Annotated in this window: 17 protein-coding genes; 12 read left to right on the plus strand and 5 right to left on the minus strand. The window is 69.8% G+C overall.

The window, feature by feature from the left end:
- Window positions 1–163: 163 nt before the first annotated feature.
- Together RZO50_RS07930 and RZO50_RS07935 are read left to right on the plus strand one after the other, a co-directional pair.
- Window positions 164–2,002: an ABC transporter ATP-binding protein gene (locus tag RZO50_RS07930; protein ID WP_322599171.1), complete on the plus strand. Its 1,839-nt coding sequence runs from the start codon at window positions 164–166 to the stop codon at window positions 2,000–2,002.
- Window positions 1,999–3,813 (plus strand): ABC transporter ATP-binding protein, encoded by a 1,815-nt coding sequence (locus RZO50_RS07935; RefSeq protein ID WP_322599172.1) that lies wholly within the window; start codon window positions 1,999–2,001, stop codon window positions 3,811–3,813. Before RZO50_RS07930 ends, RZO50_RS07935 begins: the two co-directional genes overlap by 4 nt.
- A gap of 130 nt (window positions 3,814–3,943) precedes the next feature.
- On the opposite strand, the gene RZO50_RS07940 is transcribed toward RZO50_RS07935, so the two are convergent.
- On the minus strand, window positions 3,944–4,777 hold the full coding sequence (locus tag RZO50_RS07940) for an endonuclease domain-containing protein (RefSeq protein ID WP_322599173.1): 834 nt from the start codon (window positions 4,775–4,777) through the stop codon (window positions 3,944–3,946).
- Between the two features lie 286 nt (window positions 4,778–5,063).
- On the opposite strand from RZO50_RS07940, the gene RZO50_RS07945 reads away from it, so the two are divergent.
- The 8 genes from RZO50_RS07945 (at window position 5,064) to RZO50_RS07980 (ending at window position 12,707) form a co-directional block, all read left to right on the plus strand.
- Window positions 5,064–6,074, plus strand: coding sequence for an Lrp/AsnC family transcriptional regulator (locus RZO50_RS07945; RefSeq protein ID WP_322599174.1), 1,011 nt, complete (start codon window positions 5,064–5,066; stop codon window positions 6,072–6,074).
- Between the two features lie 117 nt (window positions 6,075–6,191).
- Complete coding sequence (locus RZO50_RS07950; protein ID WP_322599175.1) at window positions 6,192–7,682, plus strand: aldehyde dehydrogenase family protein; 1,491 nt, start codon at window positions 6,192–6,194, stop codon at window positions 7,680–7,682.
- On the plus strand, window positions 7,679–8,446 hold the full coding sequence (locus RZO50_RS07955; RefSeq protein WP_322599176.1) for a gamma-glutamyl-gamma-aminobutyrate hydrolase family protein: 768 nt from the start codon (window positions 7,679–7,681) through the stop codon (window positions 8,444–8,446). The genes RZO50_RS07950 and RZO50_RS07955 overlap by 4 nt, the downstream gene beginning before the upstream one ends.
- Entirely contained in the window at window positions 8,443–8,913 is a 471-nt protein-coding gene (locus tag RZO50_RS07960) for a DUF3830 family protein (protein ID WP_322599177.1), read from the plus strand. The genes RZO50_RS07955 and RZO50_RS07960 overlap by 4 nt, the downstream gene beginning before the upstream one ends.
- Before the next feature lie 38 nt (window positions 8,914–8,951).
- Window positions 8,952–10,040 carry an extracellular solute-binding protein gene (locus RZO50_RS07965; protein WP_322599178.1) on the plus strand — a complete coding sequence of 363 codons (1,089 nt, stop codon included), beginning with the start codon at window positions 8,952–8,954 and terminating at the stop codon, window positions 10,038–10,040.
- Window positions 10,037–10,873, plus strand: coding sequence for an ABC transporter permease (locus tag RZO50_RS07970; RefSeq protein WP_322599179.1), 837 nt, complete (start codon window positions 10,037–10,039; stop codon window positions 10,871–10,873). Before RZO50_RS07965 ends, RZO50_RS07970 begins: the two co-directional genes overlap by 4 nt.
- Window positions 10,867–11,667, plus strand: coding sequence for an ABC transporter permease (locus tag RZO50_RS07975; RefSeq protein WP_322599180.1), 801 nt, complete (start codon window positions 10,867–10,869; stop codon window positions 11,665–11,667). Before RZO50_RS07970 ends, RZO50_RS07975 begins: the two co-directional genes overlap by 7 nt.
- Window positions 11,667–12,707, plus strand: a complete 1,041-nt coding sequence (locus RZO50_RS07980; protein WP_322599181.1) for an ABC transporter ATP-binding protein — start codon at window positions 11,667–11,669, stop codon at window positions 12,705–12,707. The genes RZO50_RS07975 and RZO50_RS07980 overlap by 1 nt, the downstream gene beginning before the upstream one ends.
- A gap of 186 nt (window positions 12,708–12,893) precedes the next feature.
- Here the strand turns inward: RZO50_RS07980 and RZO50_RS07985 are convergent, their stop codons facing one another.
- Window positions 12,894–13,346 (minus strand): GNAT family N-acetyltransferase, encoded by a 453-nt coding sequence (locus RZO50_RS07985; RefSeq protein WP_322599182.1) that lies wholly within the window; start codon window positions 13,344–13,346, stop codon window positions 12,894–12,896.
- A 129-nt stretch (window positions 13,347–13,475) separates the two neighbouring features.
- Between RZO50_RS07985 and RZO50_RS07990 the strand changes: the two genes are divergently transcribed.
- A complete protein-coding gene (locus RZO50_RS07990) occupies window positions 13,476–15,695 on the plus strand; it encodes an NADP-dependent isocitrate dehydrogenase (RefSeq protein WP_322599183.1) in 2,220 nt (739 codons plus the stop codon).
- Between the two features lie 69 nt (window positions 15,696–15,764).
- Here the strand turns inward: RZO50_RS07990 and RZO50_RS07995 are convergent, their stop codons facing one another.
- The 3 genes from RZO50_RS07995 to RZO50_RS08005 all read right to left on the minus strand — a co-directional run bounded on the left by RZO50_RS07995 (window position 15,765) and on the right by RZO50_RS08005 (window position 18,878).
- Complete coding sequence (locus RZO50_RS07995; RefSeq protein ID WP_322599184.1) at window positions 15,765–16,733, minus strand: acetylxylan esterase; 969 nt, start codon at window positions 16,731–16,733, stop codon at window positions 15,765–15,767.
- 74 nt (window positions 16,734–16,807) lie between these two features.
- Window positions 16,808–18,316 carry a L,D-transpeptidase family protein gene (locus RZO50_RS08000; protein WP_322599185.1) on the minus strand — a complete coding sequence of 503 codons (1,509 nt, stop codon included), beginning with the start codon at window positions 18,314–18,316 and terminating at the stop codon, window positions 16,808–16,810.
- 103 nt (window positions 18,317–18,419) lie between these two features.
- On the minus strand, window positions 18,420–18,878 hold the full coding sequence (locus RZO50_RS08005; RefSeq protein WP_322599186.1) for a hypothetical protein: 459 nt from the start codon (window positions 18,876–18,878) through the stop codon (window positions 18,420–18,422).
- A gap of 162 nt (window positions 18,879–19,040) precedes the next feature.
- Here RZO50_RS08005 and RZO50_RS08010 point away from each other — a divergent pair, with 162 nt between their 5' ends.
- Complete coding sequence (locus tag RZO50_RS08010; RefSeq protein WP_322599187.1) at window positions 19,041–20,234, plus strand: ROK family transcriptional regulator; 1,194 nt, start codon at window positions 19,041–19,043, stop codon at window positions 20,232–20,234.
- Window positions 20,235–20,237 lie beyond the last annotated feature (3 nt).

Consider the following 20,237-nt stretch of genomic DNA (forward strand, 5'->3'; position numbering starts at 1 on the left):
GCGCGCGACCGCTCGCGCTGAGGGCCGCTCGCCCGCCCGGGAGCGCCGCCCGGGCATCTTCCACCGCTCGCGTGCGTTGTCTCTCACGCACGCCCTCGTCTTCCGCGCCGATCGGCGCCTTTCCACCGCCACCGCGGTTCGCTCCACCACTCCCACGAGGATCATGACCACCACCGCCTCCGCTGACCAGGCCGCTCCTACTCCGCACCGCCTCTCCACCCCCCGAGCCCTCGCACGGCTCCTGCCGTTCGCCAAGCCCGTCCTCCCGCGCCTGACGCTCGGCGCCGTCAGCGCGCTCGGCGCGAGCATCCTCGCGCTGATGATCCCGCTGATCCTCGAGGAGGTCGTTCGCGGGCCCATCGCCTCCGGTTCGACGGTGCTCATCGCCTGGGGCGCCGCGGCGATCCTGGGGCTCGGTCTGGCCGAAGCCCTCCTGGTGTGGTTGCGCCGGTGGTTCGTCCTCGCTCCGGCCACCCTCATGGAGTACGACATCCGCCAGACGTTCTACTCGCGTCTGCAGCGTCTGCCCGTCGCCTTCCACGATCGCTGGCAGTCGGGTCAGCTGCTGAGCCGGATGATGCAGGACATCAGCATGCTGCGTCGCTGGATCGCCTTCGGTCTCGTGCTGCTCGTGGTCAACGTCCTCACGATCCTCGTCGGCGCCGCGCTGCTGTTCCGCTGGCACTGGGCGCTGGGCACGATCTTCCTGGTCACGTCCGCACCGCTCTGGTACGCCGGCTACCGCTTCGAGAAGACGTACGGCATCCTCGCGCGGCAGAGCCAGGACCAAGCGGGAGACCTCGCCACCAGCGTCGAGGAGAGCGTCCACGGCATCCGCGTGCTCAAGGCGTTCGGGCGCGGTCCGCACGCACTGAAGAAGTTCACCCGCCAGGCCGAGACCCTGCGCGAGACCGAGCTCGACAAGGCCCGCGCGGTCGGCTGGATCTGGTTCTGGCTCGTGCTGCTGCCCGACATCGCCTTCGCCCTGTGCCTCGGTGCGGGCATCTACCTCGTCGCGATGGGCCAGCTCGGCGTCGGGGAGCTCGTGGCGTTCTTCGCGATGACGACGATCCTGCGCTGGCCGGTCGAGTCGATCGGGTTCCTGTTCTCGTTCCTGCTGGATGCGCGCACCGCGACCGATCGGATCTTCGAGGTCTTCGACGAGGAGAACCCCATCGTCGATCCGGCCGAGCCGAAGACCGTCGCCGAGCCCCGCGGCGAGCTCGCCTTCGAGGGTGTGCACTTCCGCTACCAGGACGCGCGCGACCACGAGCGCGACCTGCTCGACGGCGTCGATCTGACCCTCCGGCCGGGGGAGACGATGGCGCTGGTCGGACTGACCGGATCGGGCAAGACGACCCTGACGACCCTGCCGGGGCGCTTGTACGACGTCACCGCGGGGAGCGTGACCGTCGACGGGGTCGACGTGCGAGACCTCACCCTCGCCGAGTTGCGCACCCACGTGGGGATGGCGTTCGAGGACGCCACCCTGTTCTCCCAGACGGTGCGCGAGAACGTGCTGCTCGGGCGCGAGGACCTCGAGCCGGGGAGCGAGGAAGCCGAGCGCATCCTCCGCGAAGCCCTGCAGGTCGCGCAGGCGCACTTCGTCGACGACCTGCCGCGCGGCGTGGACACCGTCATCGGCGAGGAGGGCCTCAGCCTGTCCGGCGGGCAGCGACAGCGGCTCGCCCTTGCGCGTGCGGTGGCGGCTCGGCCGGCGATCCTCGTCCTGGACGACCCGCTGTCGGCGCTCGATGTCGACACGGAGGCACTCGTGGAGGACGCGCTTCGCGAGGTGCTGCACGACACCACGGCGTTGATCGTCGCACACCGCCCGTCCACGGTCATGCTGGCCGATCGGGTCGCGCTGCTCGAAGCCGGGAGAGTCACCGCGGTCGGGGCGCACTCCGACCTGCTGCGCGAAAGCGCCCACTACCGTCATGTGATCTCGAGCCTCGAAGACGACCACGCGCGTGCGCGCGAGACGGAGGTGAACCTGTGAGCACCGCGATCCTCGGAACCAGCGGCGAAGACCGCTCCGACTACACCCGCGAAGAGAGCCGGGCGATCCGGCGGCGCTCGCTGCGCCTGCTCGGGTCCCTCGTGGGCAACCTGCGGTGGCAGCTCGTGCTGGCCGCCGCCGTGCTCATCGTCTCCACGGCGTTGCGGGTGGCCGGGCCGGCGCTGATCACCTACGGCATCAACACCGCGCTCCCGGCGGCAACCGATCGCATGGACTGGATGCCCACGATCGGCGTGGTCGCCGTCTACCTGCTCACCGCCTTCGGGGGCGCGGGGCTCGTCGGCTGGTACGCGGTCGTGGCGGCCCGGCTCACGCAGGCCATCATGCTCGACCTTCGCAAGCGGATCTTCCTGCACACCCAGCGCCTCAGTCTGGAATTCCACGAGTCCTACACCTCCGGGCGGATCATCTCGCGACAGACCAGCGACCTCGACACCATCCGGGAGCTGCTGGACGGTGGGTTGAACGAGCTCGTCTCGGGATTGCTCTACGGCGGTTTCACCCTCGTCGCGCTGCTCCTGTTGGACTGGCAGTCGGGGGTCATCCTCGTCGTGATGGGCATTCCGCTGTTCTTCCTGATGCGCTGGTTCTACCTGCGCTCGCAGCTGGTCTACCGCGAGTCGCGGGTGATCAGTGCGCAGGTGATCGTGAAGTTCGTCGAGACGATGACCGGCATCCGCGCCGTCAAGGCGTTCCGAAAGGAGCCCCGCAACGACGACGAGTTCGGCGGCCTCGCGATGCAGTACCGCGACGTCAACATGCGTTCCATCCGCCTGTTCGGCACCTTCGAGCCGGGCCTCATGGCCATCGCGTCGCTCTCGTTGGCGCTCATCGTCTTCTGGGGCGGCGTGCGGGTCGCCGACGGCGCCATCGCGATCGGCACGCTCGTGGGCGCGGTCCTGTACGTCCGCAACTTCTTCTCGCCGCTGCAGGAGGTGGCGTTCTTCCTGAACTCCTACCAGTCGGCGACGGCGGCCCTGGAGAAGGTGTCGGGGGTGCTCGAGGAGGAGCCGACCGTGCCCGATCCGCGCGACCCCGTGGACCTGTGGGAGGCCCGCGGCCACGTGCGCTTCGACGACGTGCGGTTCGGATACTCGGAGGACCGGACGATCCTCCCCGATTTCACCCTCGACATCCCGGCTGGGCAGACGATCGCTCTGGTGGGTACCACCGGTGCGGGCAAGTCGACCCTCGCCAAGCTCGTCTCGCGTTTCTACGACCCCACGCGGGGTGCGATCACGCTCGACGGCGTCGATCTGCGACGCATGCATCCCAAGGACCTGCGCCGCGCGATCGTCATGGTGACGCAGGAGGCCTACCTGTTCAGCGGGACCGTCGCCGACAACATCGCGCTCGGAAAGCCCGACGCGACCCTGGAGGAGATCCAGGATGCGGCGCGCGCGGTCGGTGCGCACGGCTTCATCGAAGCCCTTCCCGATGGGTACGCCACCGACGTGAACAAGCGCGGCGGGCGGGTGTCGGCCGGTCAGCGGCAGCTGATCTCCTTCGCGCGGGCGTTCCTGGCGAACCCGGCCGTGCTCATCCTCGACGAGGCGACCGCCTCGCTCGACATCCCGAGCGAGCGCCTCATCCAGGATGCGCTGCAGACCCTGTTGGCCGATCGCACGGCGATCATCATCGCGCATCGCCTGTCGACGGTCGCCATCGCCGACCGGGTGCTCGTGATGGAGCACGGGCGCATCATCGAGGACGACGCCCCGGCAGCCCTGATCGCCGGTGACGGCAAGTTCGCGCAGCTCCACAGCGCGTGGCAGCAGTCCCTGGTCTGACGCCTGCACCCCGGTGGCTTCTCGCCGCACCGATGTCGGAGCATCGCGCCGATGTCGGAGGATATGAGCCACATCCTCCGACATTGCGCCGATTCTCCGACATCGGGCCGATGGTCAGCGGATGCGGCGGTCACGCGAGGTGGTCTCCTGCGGCGATGGCGCGCCCGATCGTGCGTTCGACGGCCGGCCAGTCGTGGACGACCTGGGCATAGCTGAAGCGCAGCACGGTGAAGCCGCGCAATCGAAGCTCGGCGTCATGCCGGAGGTCGCGGGTACGGTCCTTCGACGTGGAGTGATGCGCGAACCCGTCGAGCTGGACCACGAGCCGCTCGCCGATCAGCAGGTCGACGGGATGCCCCGCGAGGAACACCTGCTGTCGGATCGGCACGCCCCAGCGCGACAGGCGCACGATGGCGATCGTCTCCAGCCCGGAATCGGACAGACCGTCGGCTTCGGCCGCGCAGGCGGCGGCGGCGCGCGAGGGCCAGCGGACCCGGCGCAGCGCGTCCAGGGACAGCCTCTCGGTTCGGATCGCCGACTCCCACACCACGAGAGACGTCTCCGGGTCGACGCACGACGCAATATGCGAGAGGGCATCCTCGACGGACTCCAGCAGGGATGTCGGCGGCACCGGAGAGATCGGCTTGGTCCAATGCGAGACCCCGTCGAACGGCTCCGCCCTCCCGTGCGGGCGGAAGTGGAGGTGGGGTCGGGTGTCTGCGGTCTCGGGGATCCACCAGCCCCGCCGTCGTGCGACGGAAAGGCAGGCCACCCGGCCCCCGAGACCGGCAGCGCGCGTCAGCTCCGCATCCGCGTGGGCGAGCGCGATCCACACGCGTCTGACACGGCGCGCGCGATCTGCCGCGATCGCGGCGTCCACCACGCGCGGCGTGAAGCCGGCCCGGGCCACGTCGTCGCGGTGCGCGATCCCCGCGCGTACGGCCAGCCATTCCACCAGATCCATGCCGCAAGGCTGGCCCCGCGCCGCGGTGGATGACCGCCGGTCACGCCGTCTGTGGACGGCGGAGGGCTCTCCCGGCACCTGTGGAGGGGCGGGAACCCCGCCTGCGCCGTCGGAGAGTCGCGCCGATGTCGGAGGATATGAGCCAGATCCTCCGACATTGCGCCGATTCTCCGACATCGCGCCGCTCGCCGGCGGGTGGGCGGCGTGGCGGCCGGGATGCGGATCGGAGCGACGCGGGAGTCCCGTATCGTCGGGTGGCGTGCAGGTGAGTACTCCAGGGATGCCCGTGGCGGCGCAGGACGAAGCGGACGACGTCGATCGGATGATCGCGGCTGCGCTGCAGGTGAACGGCCGTGCGGCGTGGGGTGAGGTCGCGCGCGTGCTGGACATGCCGGAGCGCACGGTCGCGCGGCGCGGTCAGCGTCTGCTCGATCGCGGCTGGGTCCGCATCTCGACCTACGTCGACGTGGCCCGCGTCCTCCATGCCCGAGCGACCGTCCTCCGCGTGACCACCGAGCCGGCGGCGCTGTGGGATGTCGCCCGCGCCCTGTCCCGCCGTACGGATGCATCGTCGGTGTCGGTGCTCGAGGGCAGCAACGACGTCGGCGCGATGCTGCTTCCCCGCGACGACGCGGCCGTGCGGCGCCTGCTCTACCGGGACATCCCCGCCATCCCCGGCATCGTCTCGGTCAACGTCGCGCGGGTGCTGCGCTTCTTCCGCTCGGGGAGCGATTGGATCGCCCCGGGGCTGCTGACCGCCGAGCAGGCGCGCACCCTGCGCGGCGAGACGGCTCCGCCGGCCGATCCGGCCGATGCGATCTCGCCCGATGAGGAGCGCCTGATCGATCTGCTGCTCCTGGAGGGCCGGATGCCGATCGCGCAGCTCGCGCGCGCTCTCGAGGTCAATGCCACCACCGCGCGGCGTCGGCTGGATTCGCTGCACCGACGCGGTCTCATGCATCCGAGGACCGAGGTCGTGCCCGCCCTGTTCGGACTCGGGTTGGAGGCGCTCGTGTGGATGCGGGCTCCGATGGCCCGCATGGAGCAGATCGGCCGGGCGCTCGCCGCCGCGCCCGAGGTGAAGTTCGTCGTGGCCACGACGGGCTCGACGCCGTTGTTGGCGAACGTCCTCGTGCGCGACGAGGACGACTTCTACCGCTTCCTCACCAGCCCCGTCATCGCCGAGAACGACGGCCTCGAGGTCGTCGAGTCGCTCGTGGTCGTCACCCCCGTCCTCCGCGGATCGCTCGTGATCGACGAGGGCCCCGATCGAGAGGACGAGAACGCCGCGGAGTAGCCGTAAATTGCTACAGGAATGTTAATTGTGGCGAAATCCGCCACCAAAGCTTGCTGAAACGGCTGAAAAGGGCAAGACTCTCTCCCACGCGATGGTCGCGGGAGAAGAGGTCGGTCAGTGTTCAGTGCGCAGGGCGAGGACTGGGTCGGTCGGATCGACGCGCTGACCTTCCACGACGGTCCCTTCGTCGACGGGCGCATCGTCCTCGGCCACGGAGACCCGCTGACCCTCACCGCACCCCGCGACGGCCGGGCGCTTCCGGTCATCGCCGCCGCTTCCCCCGACGACGTCGACGCGGCGGTGCGCTCGGCCCGGCGCGCCTTCGACGAGGGGGAGTTCTCCCGCCTCGCACCGCGTGAGCGGGGGCGGGTGCTGCGGGACGTGGCCGAGGCCGTCCACGCGCGAGCCGACCAGCTCGCGTTGCTGATCGCGCTGGAAATGGGCAAGCCGATCCGCGAAGCCCTCGAGACCGAGATGCGCGCCGTCGTGAACTGCTTCCGCTGGTACGGCGAGGCCGCCGACAAGCTGATCGACGAGTCGCCCGTCACCGGTGACGACAGTCTGGCGCTGGTGACACGCGAGCCGGCGGGGGTCGTCGCCGCCGTCGTGCCCTGGAACTTCCCGCTGACGATGACCGCCTGGAAGGTCGCTCCTGCGCTGGCGGCGGGCAACAGCGTCGTCGTCAAGCCGGCCGAACACACCAGCCACTCGGCTCTGCTGCTGGCCGAGATCGCCGCCCACGCCGGGCTTCCGGCGGGCGTGTTCAACGTCGTCCCCGGGCACGGCGCCGTGGCCGGGCGCGCGCTCGGCGAGCATCCGGATGTCGACGTCCTCACCTTCACCGGGTCGCCCGAGGTCGGCCGTCGGTTCCTCGGGTACTCCGCGGCTTCCAACGGCAAGCGTGTCTGGCTCGAGCTCGGCGGCAAGACGGCGAGCCTCGTGCTGCCCGACGCCGACCTCGACAAGGCGGTGCGGGCCACCGCCGATGGCTGCTTCTACAACCAGGGGCAGATGTGCACGTCGTCGTCGCGGCTGCTCGTGCCCCGCGCGCGGCGGGACGAGGCGCTCGAGATCGCCGCGGCCGTCGCGGCCGACTCCGAGCCGGCCGACCCGCTCGACCCCGCCACGGGCATGGGGGCGATCGTCAGCGATCGCCAGCTCGAGCGCATCGCCGGGTTCGTCCGGCGCGCGCCGGACGATGGCGCACGCGTGGTGGCCGGATCGGCCGCGCGCCGAGAGGTGATCCCCGGCGGCAGCTACTTCGCCCCCGCCGTCATCGCCGCCGACCCTTCCCACGAGGTGGCGCGCGAAGAGATCTTCGGTCCGGTGCTGTCGGTGATCGCCTACGACGACCTCGACGATGCGCTGCGAATCGCCAACGGCACCGAGTACGGCCTGGCTGCCGCGCTGTGGAGTGACGACCTCAAGGCCGTCCACCGCGTCTCCCGACGGCTGCGAGCGGGCGTGGTCTGGGTCAACTGCTTCGAGGAGGGGGATATGACGATCCCCTTCGGCGGCGTCAAGGGATCGGGATACGGGCGGGACAAGAGCCTGCACGCGATCGACAAGTTCACCGACCTCAAGACCACCTGGATCGACCTGTCATGACCCGCCCGCTCGTCGGCGTCACGACCTGGCTGCGGCATGTCGACACAGACCTCGGCCCGCAGCGGCCCGTCCACTCGCTCGGCGTCGAGTACGCCGATCCGGTGGAGGCCGCCGGCGGGGTTCCCGTGCTGCTCCCGCCGACCGCCGGCGTCGACGAGCTCCTGGACTCGCTCGACGGGCTCGTGATCTCCGGCGGGCAGGATGTGCATCCGGGCCGATACGGCTGCGCCCCCGAATCCGGACGTCGCTACGACCCGGAGCGCGACGCGTTCGAGATCGCGCTGGTGCGGGGCGCGCGGGAGCGCGGGCTGCCGCTGCTCGGAATCTGTCGCGGTCTGCAGGTCGTCAACGTCGCCTTCGGCGGGACCCTCGTGGTGGACCTCCCCGCCACAGCCGACCACGCACCCGTGCTCGCCGCCGCAGACCAAGCACGCATCCGCCACGACGTGGACATCGTCGCCGGATCCGCGCTCGCGGCGGTGTACGGGACCACCCGACACCGCGTGAACACGATCCACCACCAGGCCGTCGATGTCGTCGCGGAGGGATTCCGGGTCAGTGCCCGAGCAGACGACGGCGTCGTCGAAGGCCTCGACGGGCCCGACGGATGGCCCTTCTGGGCGGTCCAGTGGCATCCCGAGAAGCTCCTCGACCCCGCCGAAGCGGCGGCCGAGGCCCCCCTGTTCGCGGCGCTGGTCGCCGCGGCCCACGCGCACCAGATGCGTACCGACCCCTCGAACCCGATCAGAGAGACCATTCCGTGACCAAGAAGATCTTCCTCCAGTACGACAGCGGTGTGCGAGCCGTGGCGACGCTCCTCGAAGAGCACGCCCCCCGCACGTGCGAGGCTCTGTGGGGCGCGTTCGAGACTCCCCGCACCATGCAGGCGCTGCACGCGATGTACGCTGGCCCCGAGGTGATGGTCGGCCTTCCCGAAGAGGCGCAGAACTTCGACCCTCAGACGGTGCCGTTCGAGAACCAGCAGGTCGTCCCCGCCCCCGGCGACCTGATGTGGTACTGGCAGCAGCCCATGCAGATGGGCGGCCTGCCGTTCGAATGGTACGAGGTCGGCGTGTTCTACGACCGCGGTGCCCGCGTGCTCGGACCCCTCGGATGGACCCCCGTGAACATCTGGGCCTCGGTGACCGAAGGTCTCGAGGAGTTCGCGCGCGAGAGCGCGGCGATCCGCATCGACGGAGCCAAACAGCTCACCATCGGCCGCGTCTCCTGAGCGGCCTCCCTCCCCCCACCCGAAACAAGGAGCCCCACATGAACACCCGCAGAATCCTCACCGGTGGTGCGATCGCCGTCTCCGGAGCGCTCGTCCTGGCCGCCTGCTCCGCCGGCGACGACACGTCGTCGTCCGACGCCTCCGCCGATCTCGACTACGCCGGCGAGACTCTCGTCGTCACCTCCTTCGGCGGAGATTGGGAGACGGCCTTCATCAAGGCCGTCGTCGAGCCCTTCGAGGCCGACACCGGCGCCGAGGTCGAGCTGGTCACGCTGTACTCCGGCGACGCCCTGGCCCAGATCACCGCTCAGGCGGCTTCTCCGCAGATCGATGTCGTCCACTTCTCCGGCGGCCAGGAGTACACCGCGGCCGCGGACGGCCTGCTCGAGCCGATCGCGGCCGACGAGCTGGCCACCTCCGGCGATCTGATCGATGTGGCCGCGGCGGGCCTGGAGCGCGGCGAAGGGCCGGTCATCCAGCTCGCCCCCATCGGGCTGGTCTACAACACCGAGTCGGGAGCCCCGGCGCCCACCAGCTGGCTCGACGTGTTCGACGAGGCCTACGCCGGGCATGTCGCCCTGACCGACTTCTCCAACACCTACGGCGTGCTCTCGATGCTGCGCGTGTCGGATGCGCTCGGCGGCGGCATCGAGGACCCGAGCGAGGCGATCGGCGAACTCGGTGCCCTGGCGGCCGACGGCGACGCGATCGTCGTGCCCACCTCGCCCGACCTGCAGACGGCGTTCGCGCAGCGCGACACGTGGTTGGCCCCCTACGCGATGGACTACGCGGGCACCCTGATCGACGCGGGTCTGCCGGTCGAGTTCATCGTGCCGGAGGAGGGCGTGACCGCCTCGCTCATCACGTCGAACGTCGTCGCCGGTCGCGACAACCCGGAGCTGGCGAAGCTGTTCGTCGACTACGAGCTCAGCCCCGAGGCGCAGGCCGTCTTCGCCGAGGAGATGCGGTACTCGCCGGTCAACACGACCACCGAGGTCTCCGGCGACGCCGCGGACTCGGTCCTCTCGGCGGATGACCTCGACGAGGTCGTCGTGTACGCCCCGGCGGACATCGCCGAGGGACGCACCGCGTGGACCGATGAGTGGAATGCGCTGATCACCGGATGAGCGTGCGAACCCGCAAGGAGCCCTGGCTCCTTCTTCTGCCCGCGGCTGCCCTGCTCGGGATCGGCTTCGTCACACCCGTGGCGGGCATGCTCCTCATGAGCGTGCAGACGCCCGCAGGCGGGTTCACCCTGGAGAACTTCATCCGGCTGTTCTCCAGTGACTACTACATGCAGGCGGCGTGGCGGTCGCTACGGCTGGGCGTGATCCAGACCGTCGTCGCGCTGATCATCGCGATCCCGCTCTCGTACATCATGGCGAGGGCGGGATCGCGCCTGCGATCGCTGCTGCTGATCGTGGTCATCCTCCCCCTGATGACCAGTGTGGTCGTGCGCACCTTCGGCTGGGTCGTGCTGATGAGCCCCGCGGGTCCGCTCATGCAGATCCCCGGACTGCAGGAGCTGGTCGGCGGCACCCAGGGCCTGCTCGGCACGGAGGCGGGGATCGTGATCGCCATGGTCCAGGTGCTCCTGCCGTTCGCCGTGCTCAGCATCCTCGGCGTCATGGCGGGCATCAGCCCGCAGCTCGAAGAAGCCTCCCGCACGCTCGGAGCCGGCTTCTGGCGGACACTCGGGACTGTCGTGCTGCCGCTGTCGGTTCCGGGCATCGTCGCGGGGGCGTCCCTCGTGTTCGTCTTGTCGGTGAGCTCGTTCATCACGCCGCGCTTCATCGGCGGCGTGCAGATCCCGGTCTTCGCGCAGACGATCTACATCGACGCGACCACCAACCTCGACTGGCCCTTCGCCGCCGCCCAGGCTGTGCTGCTGTTCGCCGGTGTCATGCTGGTGCTGGCCGCGGTCGCCCGAATCGGAAAGCAGAGGGCCACCGCATGGTGAGATCTCTTCCGCTGTGGACGAAGGTGCTCGCGGGTGTCTTCGGGGTCTTCGTCACGGCGTACATGCTCGTGCCCCTTCTGGTCGTCGCGGGCGCGTCGATCGGCGAGAGTCGATTCCTCACCTTCCCGCCGACCGGATTCACCCTCGACTGGTACGTCGACGCGCTCACGAGCGACACCTACCTGGAGCCGTTCCGGCTGAGTCTGCTCGTGGGGGTCACCGTCGCCCTTCTGGCTGCCGTGGTCGGCACGGCTGCAGCCCTCGCCCTGACCCGCTTCCCGATCCCGGGAGCCGGGGCGATCCAGGCGTTCCTGATGTCGCCGCTGACGATCCCGACCATCATCCTCGCCATCGGTGCCCTGTCGGTCGCATCGCTCACGATCGGGGCACCGAACGTCGGCGTGCTGATCCTCGTGCACACCGTCATCGCGATCCCGTACGTGATGCGCACCGTCACCGGTGTGATGGCCCGCGCGGACCGCTTCACCGAGGAGGCGGCACGAACCCTGGGCGCGGGGACCTGGAATCGCTACCGGCTGGTGGTGCTGCCGGTGGCGCGTCCGGGAATCGCCGCGGGGGCGTTCTTCGCCTTCAACATCTCCTTCGATGACGCCGTCATCGCTCTGTTCCTGCGCACGCCGCAGCTCGAGACCCTGCCCATCGCGATCTACGGGCAGCTGGAGTTCAGCACGTCGCCGACGGTCGCTGCGGTCTCGACGCTGATGGTCCTGCTCACCGTCGTACTCATGATCGCCCTGGAGCGCATCATCGGACTCGGAAGGTTGTTCGTCTGATGGCCACTCTCACCATCGCCGCCCTGAAGAAGGACTTCAAGGGCACCCAGGTGCTCAAGGGCATCTCCCTCGAAGCCGCCTCCGGCGAGTTCCTGTCGTTGCTGGGGCCCTCCGGCTGCGGCAAGACGACGCTGCTGCGGTGCATCGCCGGTCTCGAGACGACCTCGTCGGGGAGCATCCACATCGCCGGGCAGGATGTCACCGGCCTGCCGCCGGAGAAGCGGCACCTCGGCATGATGTTCCAGAGCTACGCGCTGTTCCCGCACCTCTCGGTCCGCGAGAACGTCCGCTTCGGGCTCCGGATGGCGGGGGATCAGCCGAAGGCGCGCCAACGCGAACTCGCGCAGGCAGCTCTCGAACGTGTGCAGATGGGGCACCTCGGCGACCGGATGCCGCCGCAGCTGTCCGGTGGGCAGCAGCAGCGGGTGGCCCTGGCTCGCGCGATCGCGGTCGAACCGCGTGTGCTGCTGCTGGACGAGCCGCTGTCCAACCTCGACGCGCGCCTGCGCGAAGACATGCAGATCGAACTGAAGGAGCTGCATCGTTCCCTCGGACTGACCACGGTCTTCGTCACCCACGATCAGGAGGAGGCCATGAGCCTGTCGGATCGCGTGGTCCTCATGAACGGCGGCGTGATCGAACAGGTCGGGGCGCCGGAGGAGATCTACTCGGCCCCCAAGACGGCTTTCGCCGCCGATTTCATCGGCGCCGCGAACCTGCTCCCCGCCACCCGTTCCGGCCGCTACGCGCAGGTGTCCGCGACGAAGGACGAGGTGCTCGTGGTCGGAGAAGGCGCCGATGGTCCCGGACGGGTGATGCTGCGTCAGGAAGACCTCGAGCTCGTTCCGGCAGGCAGTGCGGGAGCCTCGCTCGCCGTCGAGGTCGTCGCCCACATCTACCGCGGCGCCGACGTCGTCTACGTCGCGCGCGTGGGCGCGGACGAGGTGCGGATCGTCATGCCCCGGCACGCCGATCTTCTGCCCTCCGGGCCGGCGGCCGTGCGCTGGCACGACGGGGCGGCGCGCTGGATCGCCGATTGAGCGAGGCGGCCGGCGGACCGCGCCGGCGTCGGGTGGCAAGCCCCCCATGCCATCCGGCGTCGCCGCGGTCTTCCGGCCGTTCCCGAGCGAGGGCGACGGAGCCTCGGTGGGGGAGGGGAATCCGAGGCCCCGCCGCCGGAACGCGGCGGCCGGGACCTTCGACGGGAGCGGCCGGTCGCCGGTGCGTCAGAGACGGATCTCGGCGATGACCTCACCGTACTCGGTCTCACCGACCGGGGTGAAGCCCATTCGGGCGAAGAAGGCCTCCGGGCCTGCTTCCCCCTCTTCGTAGATGACCGTCAGTTTGTCCAGTCCGCGGTCGCGGGCCTCTTCGAGCAGCTTCTCGATGGCGAATCGACCGATACCGCGCCCCTGATCGTCGGCGTCGACGTTGATGCGCCACAGGACGGACCGGAAATGCTCCTCCGGCGCATCGGGGTCGAAGCCGGCGCTGACGAAGCCCACGACCTCGTCGCCGTCGACCACGACGCGCTGCCACGAGGTGCGCGGATCGGCCACCGTGGCGGCGATGCCGTAGCTGACCGGAGCGAGGTACTGCTCCTGGCCGGGCTTGAGGGACATGTTGTTGACTGCGACGATCGTCGCGGCGGACAGTTCGACAAGTCGCAGCTCAGCCATACGCACAGGCTAGCCGCAAACCCCGCCACGGCACACGCTTCCCGTAACACGGCGGTGAATTTATCTTGACATCAAGATAATCGACCGCCTGCGTTAGGCTTGATCCGCAACCGAGCGAAAGACGAACAGGTGACCGACTCGACCATCATCTACACGTACACCGACGAGGCTCCCGCTCTCGCAACGGCGTCGTTCCTCCCGATCATCAAGGCCGTCACCGGCAAGGCGGGTGTCGACGTCGAAACCCGCGACATCTCGCTGGGCGGCCGCATCCTCGCGGCCTTCCCGCAGCGGCTGACCGATGAACAGCACGTCGGCGACGCCCTCGCCGAACTCGGCGGGCTCGCCACGCTCCCCGAAGCGAACATCATCAAGCTGCCGAACATCTCCGCGTCGATCCCGCAGCTGAAGGCGGCCATCGCCGAGCTCCAGTCGCAGGGGTACGACATCCCCGACTACCCGGACGACCCGACCTCCATCGAGGACAAGGACGTGCGTGCGCGCTACGACCGCATCAAGGGATCCGCGGTCAACCCGGTGCTGCGCGAGGGCAACAGCGACCGCCGTGCGCCGGGGGCGGTGAAGAACTACGCGCGCAAGTACCCGCACACCAACAAGCCGTTCGCCGCCGGGTCGAAGACCCGCGTGGCCACGATGGGTCACGACGACTTCAAGAGCAACGAGAAGTCATGGGTCGCCGCGCACGACGACACCCTCACGATCCGTCACATCGCCGAAGACGGCACCGAGACGATCCTGAAGGACGACCTGAAGGTGCTGCCGCGCGAGGTCATCGACGCGACCTTCCTGTCGGCCGCGGCCCTCGATGCGTTCCTCGCCGACACGCTGGCGCAGGCCGAGGCCGACGATGTGCTCTACTCGGTGCACCTGAAGGCCACCATGATGAAGGTCAGCGACCCGATCATCTTCGGCCACGTCGTGAAGGCCTTCCTGCCCGACGTGTTCGCACGGCACGGCGACACCCTCGCCGCCGCGGGGCTCACCCCCGACAACGGTCTCGGCTCGATCCTCAGCGGGCTCGAGCGCGTGGACGGGGGCGCGGAGATCACGGCCGAGATCGCCGCGGCGCTGGAATCCGGACCGCGTCTGTCCTACGTCAACTCCGACAAGGGCATCACGAACCTGCACGTGCCCAGCGACGTGATCGTGGATGCGTCGATGCCCGCCCTCATCCGCAACGGCGGCAAGATGTGGGGCGTGGACGGCGGCGAGGCCGAGACCCTCGCGGTGATCCCCGACTCGTCCTACGCCGGCGTCTACCAGGCCGTGATCGACGACGTCATCGCGAACGGTCCGCTCGACCCCGCCACGATCGGCACCGTCCCGAACGTGGGCCTGATGGCCCAGAAGGCCGAGGAGTACGGCAGCCACGACAAGACGTTCGAGATCGCCGCTCCCGGTGTCGTGCAGATCGTCGACTCCGAGGGCACCGTGCTCATCGAGCACACCGTGGCCACGGGTGACATCTGGCGCGCCACCCAGACCAAGCACATCCCGATCATGGACTGGGTGAAGCTGGCCGTCACGCGTGCGCGGGCCACCGGCGCGCCGGCGGTGTTCTGGCTCGACGTCAACCGGGCACATGACGCGCAGCTGATCGCGAAGGTCCACCAGGGGCTCGCTCTGCTGGACACCTCCGACGTCGAGATCGTGATCCTGCCCCCGGCTGAGGCCACCCGCTACACGTTGGCGCGCATGCGCCGCGGCGAGGACACGATCTCGGTGACCGGCAACGTGCTGCGCGACTACCTCACCGACCTCTTCCCGATCCTCGAGGTCGGCACGAGCGCCAAGATGCTCTCGATCGTCCCGCTGCTCGCCGGCGGCGGTCTGTTCGAGACCGGGGCGGGCGGATCCGCGCCCAAGCACGTGCAGCAGCTGGTGGAGCAGAACTACCTGCGCTGGGACTCGCTCGGCGAGTTCTTCGCCCTCGCCGCGTCGCTGGAACACCTCGCCACGACGACCGACAACGCGCGGGCCCAGGTGCTCGCCGACACGTTGGATGCGGCGACGGGGACCTTCCTGGAGAACGACAAGTCGCCGGGGCGCAAGCTCGGCTCGATCGACAACCGCGGAAGCCACTTCTACCTGGCGCTGTATTGGGCGCAGGAGCTGGCGGCTCAGGAGGCCGACGCTGAGCTGGCGGAGATCTTCGCGCCTGTCGCCGAGGCGCTGGCCGCCAACGAGCAGACGATCGTCGACGAGCTCGCCGCCGTGCAGGGCTCTCCGGTCGAGATCGGTGGCTACTACCGACCCGACGGTGCCGCTGTCGACGCCGTGATGCGCCCTTCTGCCACGCTGAACGCGATCATCGACGACCTCAGCTGAGCGAGGCCCTCTCGACGAGACGCCCCACCCCGTGCGGGTCGGGGCGTCTCGCCGTCTCTGTCGGCCTGATCAGACGTGCTGGGCGACGAAGGCCGCCTGCCGTGGCCAGCGATAGGCCTGGCCGCCCTCGTGGTCGTTGAACGGGTAGACATCCATCCGGCGGGTGCGCGAGGCGAGCCGGTTGTACGCGGCGTAGACCGTCGACGGGGGACACGTCAGGTCGTGCAGGCCCACCGAGAACAGTGCCGGCGCATCGATACGCGTCGCGAAGGTCGCACCGTCGAAGTAGGACAAGGTGTCGAAGACCCTCTGCTCGGCGCCACGGTGTACGCGCAGGTACCGCACGATCTCGTCGTACGGGTCGCGGTCGGTCAGACCGACGGCACGCTCGAAGTGGCACAGGAACGGCACATCGGGCATCACCGCGGCGATGCCGTCGGAGAGGGCGGCCACGGCGATCGCGATCCCGCCTCCCTGCCTGCCGCCGGCCACGGCGATGCGGGCCGGATCGACGATCGGAAGGGTGCGGGCGGCATCGACCAGGCGCACGGCGTCGGTGAACACGCGACGGTAGTAGTACCCCTCGGGGTCATCGATGCCGCGCGTCATGAAGCCGGGGGTCGACGCGCCGGTGCCGTGCGGGTCGGCCGTCTCGCCGCCCGCACCCCACCCGGAACCCTGCCCGCGGGTGTCCATGAACAGGTGCGCGTACCCGCCCGCCGCCCACGCGAGGCGCTCGTGCGGCAGGCCCCGGCCGCCGCCGTAGCCGTTGTATTCGACGATCGTGGGCAACGCGCCTACCCGGCCTCGGGGCGCCCACAGCCACGCCTTCACCGGGTCTCCGGCGAACCCGGGGAAGGTCACATCGAAGACATCCACCTCTGTCAGGGGCGTGTCCACCGGCGACACGACGACGTCGTCGCCGGCCGCGCGGGAGCCGGCCAGCGTCGAGCTCCAGAACGCGTCGAAGTCGGCAGGTTCGACGATGTCGGGCCGGTAGGCGTCCAGCTCGTGCGGCGGCAGATCGAATCGCGGCATGCCGTCAGGCTAGCGGCGGCGCTCCCGCGCGTTCCGGCGGCGCGCAGAGGGCGCACCGCAGCGCGTGACGATGCTCAGTCGTGGATCCACACGTCGGTGCCGTGGGCGGTCCAGTTGTACAGCTGCTGGGCCCGCCACTCGGGCATCCCGACGCACCCATGGCTCATCGGCGCTCCCCAGTTGGAGTGCCAGTACACGCCGTGGAAGGCCTGGTCGCCGTTGAAGTACATGATCCACTTCACATCGGGCGTCTCGTACATCACGGGCTCGCCGTCGGCGTCGTAGATGCGCTCACCGTTGGTGGTCTCGTAGCCCCGCATGGTCTGGATCGGCACGTGGGCATGGACCGTGTAGCGGCCCGTGTAGGTCGGCTTGTCGCTGACGCCGCTGGAGATGGCCCAACTGTCGACGACGTTGTCGTTCTCCTTGAGGTAGAGCATCTGCGAGCTGAGGTCGACCTCGAGCAGTCGCACCACCTCAGCGGTCTCGTAGGGGGTCTCCACGACCGGCAGCTGGTAGACGCCGTTGGCGGCTGCGACCTGCTCGGAGAAGCCCGCGGCGATACCGTCGGTCGTCTCGAGTTCGCGTCCGACCGTGCCCTCGTTCTCGCCGCCGATCGTCGTGCCGGCGAGGTTGACGAGCACCTTGTTGTTCACGGCTTCCCGGTTCACCGTCTCCGGCAGCGAATCGACGACCTTCTGGACGGCGCTCTGGTCGACCGAGATGTCCAGTGTGCCGCGCTCACCCGGCGTGAGGGTGATCCAGGACGCGAGGGATGCCGCTTCGACGGCGACGACGCGTTCGTCGCCGACATAGAACCCGGCCTCGTCGAGCATCGCGTTCAATCGCGCGGCGGTCGCTTCGGCGACGTAGGTCTGTCGCTCGGGCACCACGGGGGCGCTGACCGTGTCGATCTCCGCGGTCGCCTGTCCGGCGGCGAACGCCGTCGACAGTCCGTCGTGCACCGACGCGACGTCGACGCCCGCGCCGTCGATTCCCGGCGTGACGACGTAGGTCTCGCTCTCGTCGTCGAAGGCGACCTCTGCGTCGACCGGGTCGGTGTACATCGCCGGCACCGCGGCGCCGAGGGCCGCCGACGCCACCGCCTCATCGAGCTGGATCGTGCCCGGCAGGGGATCGGCGAACCACGACGTCACCTTCCACATCGGGTGCTCGGCGAAGGCGGTCTCGGCCAGCCCGCGCGCGTCGATCGACGCGCCCAGATCCGCTCCGGTGATGGCCGCTCCGCCACCGTCACCGGTGAGGACGACGGTCGTGTCCGCGAGGTTCGCGGCGATGGCGTCGGCGGCGGCGCCTTGCGTCATGAAGCCGACGTCGACCCCCGCGACGGAGGTCCCCGGGGCGATCAGCACCAGCGAGGCGGCTGCGGCGCCGAGGGCGACGATGCCCGCACCGATCCCCGCCCACAGTCCGATCCGGCGCGTGCGCGGCTCGGCTTCGGCGGGGGCCCACTCGTAGGTCGGCTCGGTCGGTGCGGCCTGCGTCCCATCGGGGGTCGACGGCGAACCGTCGAGCTCCGCCGTGTTCTCGTCTGATCCCGGCCGTGTCACGACATCCGTCACGCGCTCACCCCCGCCTGCCTTGCACGTCCTCTCCATGGTAGGCGAGGGCGGCGACGGGGCGGCTACGGAATCATCACGGTCTGCTGAAGATTCCCGCCCGGGGTCAGCTCGCGCACAGCTCTTCGAAGGCGGCGCCGGTCTCCTGGAAGCGTCCGCCGATCTCCTCGAGGTCTTCGGCGCCCGACACATCGCCGTCGGCGAGGGCCTGGAAGACCTCTTCCGCCTCGGTGAACATCCGCTGCAGGTCCGGCAGCAGGGCGGCCACCTCGTCGTTCGTGATCGCCTGGGTCGTCGTCGCGAGTTCCGCCGAGGCCGCCTCCATCGCCGCGACGACGTCCGCGAGATCGCCCCCGGCGCCTTCGTCGAACTGCGCCGTGGCCGAGGTGATCGTCTCCGCGATCACCTCGCACGCTTCCGCGACCGACTGGCCGTCGTCGCCCGGGGCATCCTGCGTCTGCGAGGCCGGGTCGTCCGGCGGGGCCGACCCGCCGCCCCCGGTGCAGCCGGTGAGGGCGAGAAGGGCCGAGGTCGACAGGACAAGGCCGGTGAGGGTGCGGTTCATGGATCTCCTTCGCCGTCTCCTCAGGGTAGGCCAGTGGCGCTCCACGCGATCGTGAGAATCCGCTCACACGCGGTTGGCCGCCGTGTAACGGTTTTGTAAACACGCCGTGCAAATAGGGCGAAAGGGTTGCGGGCGCTCAATTCGTAAGGTCTACTAACAAACATGTCAGCACCGGACCTGCAGCGCCGAACCCCTTCCTCGGGCGGCGAGCTCCGCCCCGAGACATCGGGCGCCGGCGCCTTCGTGCGAGCCCGCGCCCACCGCGCCGGCGCGAAGGTGCTCCCCGAACACGCACGCGGGCACAACCGCTCGCTCGTCCTGCAGACCCTCTTCCACGGCGGCGCGATGAGCCGCGCCGATCTGGCACGCGAGACGGGGCTGACGCGGGTGACGATCTCCGACCTCGTGGCGGGTCTCATCGCCGACGGGCTCCTCGCCGAGAAGGGCGTGCGCGAGTCCTCCCGGCCGGGCAAGCCTGCCATCCTCGTCGACCTCGATCGGGACGGGCACCGCATCGTCGGCCTCGACCTCTCCGGCAGCGACACGTTCCTCGGCGCCGTGCTCACCCTCGACGGCGACCTCGTCGCGCGGGCCGAGGTCCCCGTTCCCGCCGATGCCGCTCAGGCGCTGGCCGCGGTGATCGGCCTCGCCCGCGACCTCGTGGACGACGCCCACGCTCCCGTGCTCGGCGTGGGCGTCGGCGCGCCCGGTGTCGTCGACGCCGACGGCGTGATCCTCACCGCACCGAACTTCGGATGGGACGGTCTGGATCTGGAAGGCGAGTTGCGCGCGGCCCTGGATCTTCCCGTCCTCGTGGCCAACGACGCCAACGCGGCCGTCCTCGCGGAGTACACCTTCGGCGGCGCGCGCGATGACGTGCTGCTCGTGCGGGTCGGGCGCGGTGTCGGTTCGGGCCTGCTCGCCGGCGGGCAGCCGATGCGGGGCGCGCGATTCGCAGCCGGCGAGATCGGCCACGTCACCGTCGGCACCGACGGCGGCCCCCGCTGCGCGTGCGGCAAGATCGGCTGTCTCGAGGCCTGGCTGGCGGTGCCGGCCTTGAGCGCCCGCATCGCCGCGGCCGACGATGAGACCTCCGTCCTCCGCGACGCGGGGGAGCGCCTGGGAATCGCGCTGGCACCCATCGTGGGTGTGCTCGACCTGTCGGAGATCGTTCTCTCCGGCCCCCGTGAACTGCTCGACGGCGCGCTGGCCGCACAGACCGTCGAGACCCTCCGTGCCCGCACGCTCGCCCAGTTCCACGACGGCGTACGGGTCCGCATGACGGAGCAAGGCCAGGACATCGTCCTGCGCGGCGCCGCCGTCATGGTCCTGTCGGGACAGCTCGGCGTCTCGTAGGTC

Origin of the sequence: Microbacterium xanthum (assembly GCF_034531355.1) — a bacterium.
Lineage (GTDB): Bacteria > Actinomycetota > Actinomycetes > Actinomycetales > Microbacteriaceae > Microbacterium > Microbacterium xanthum.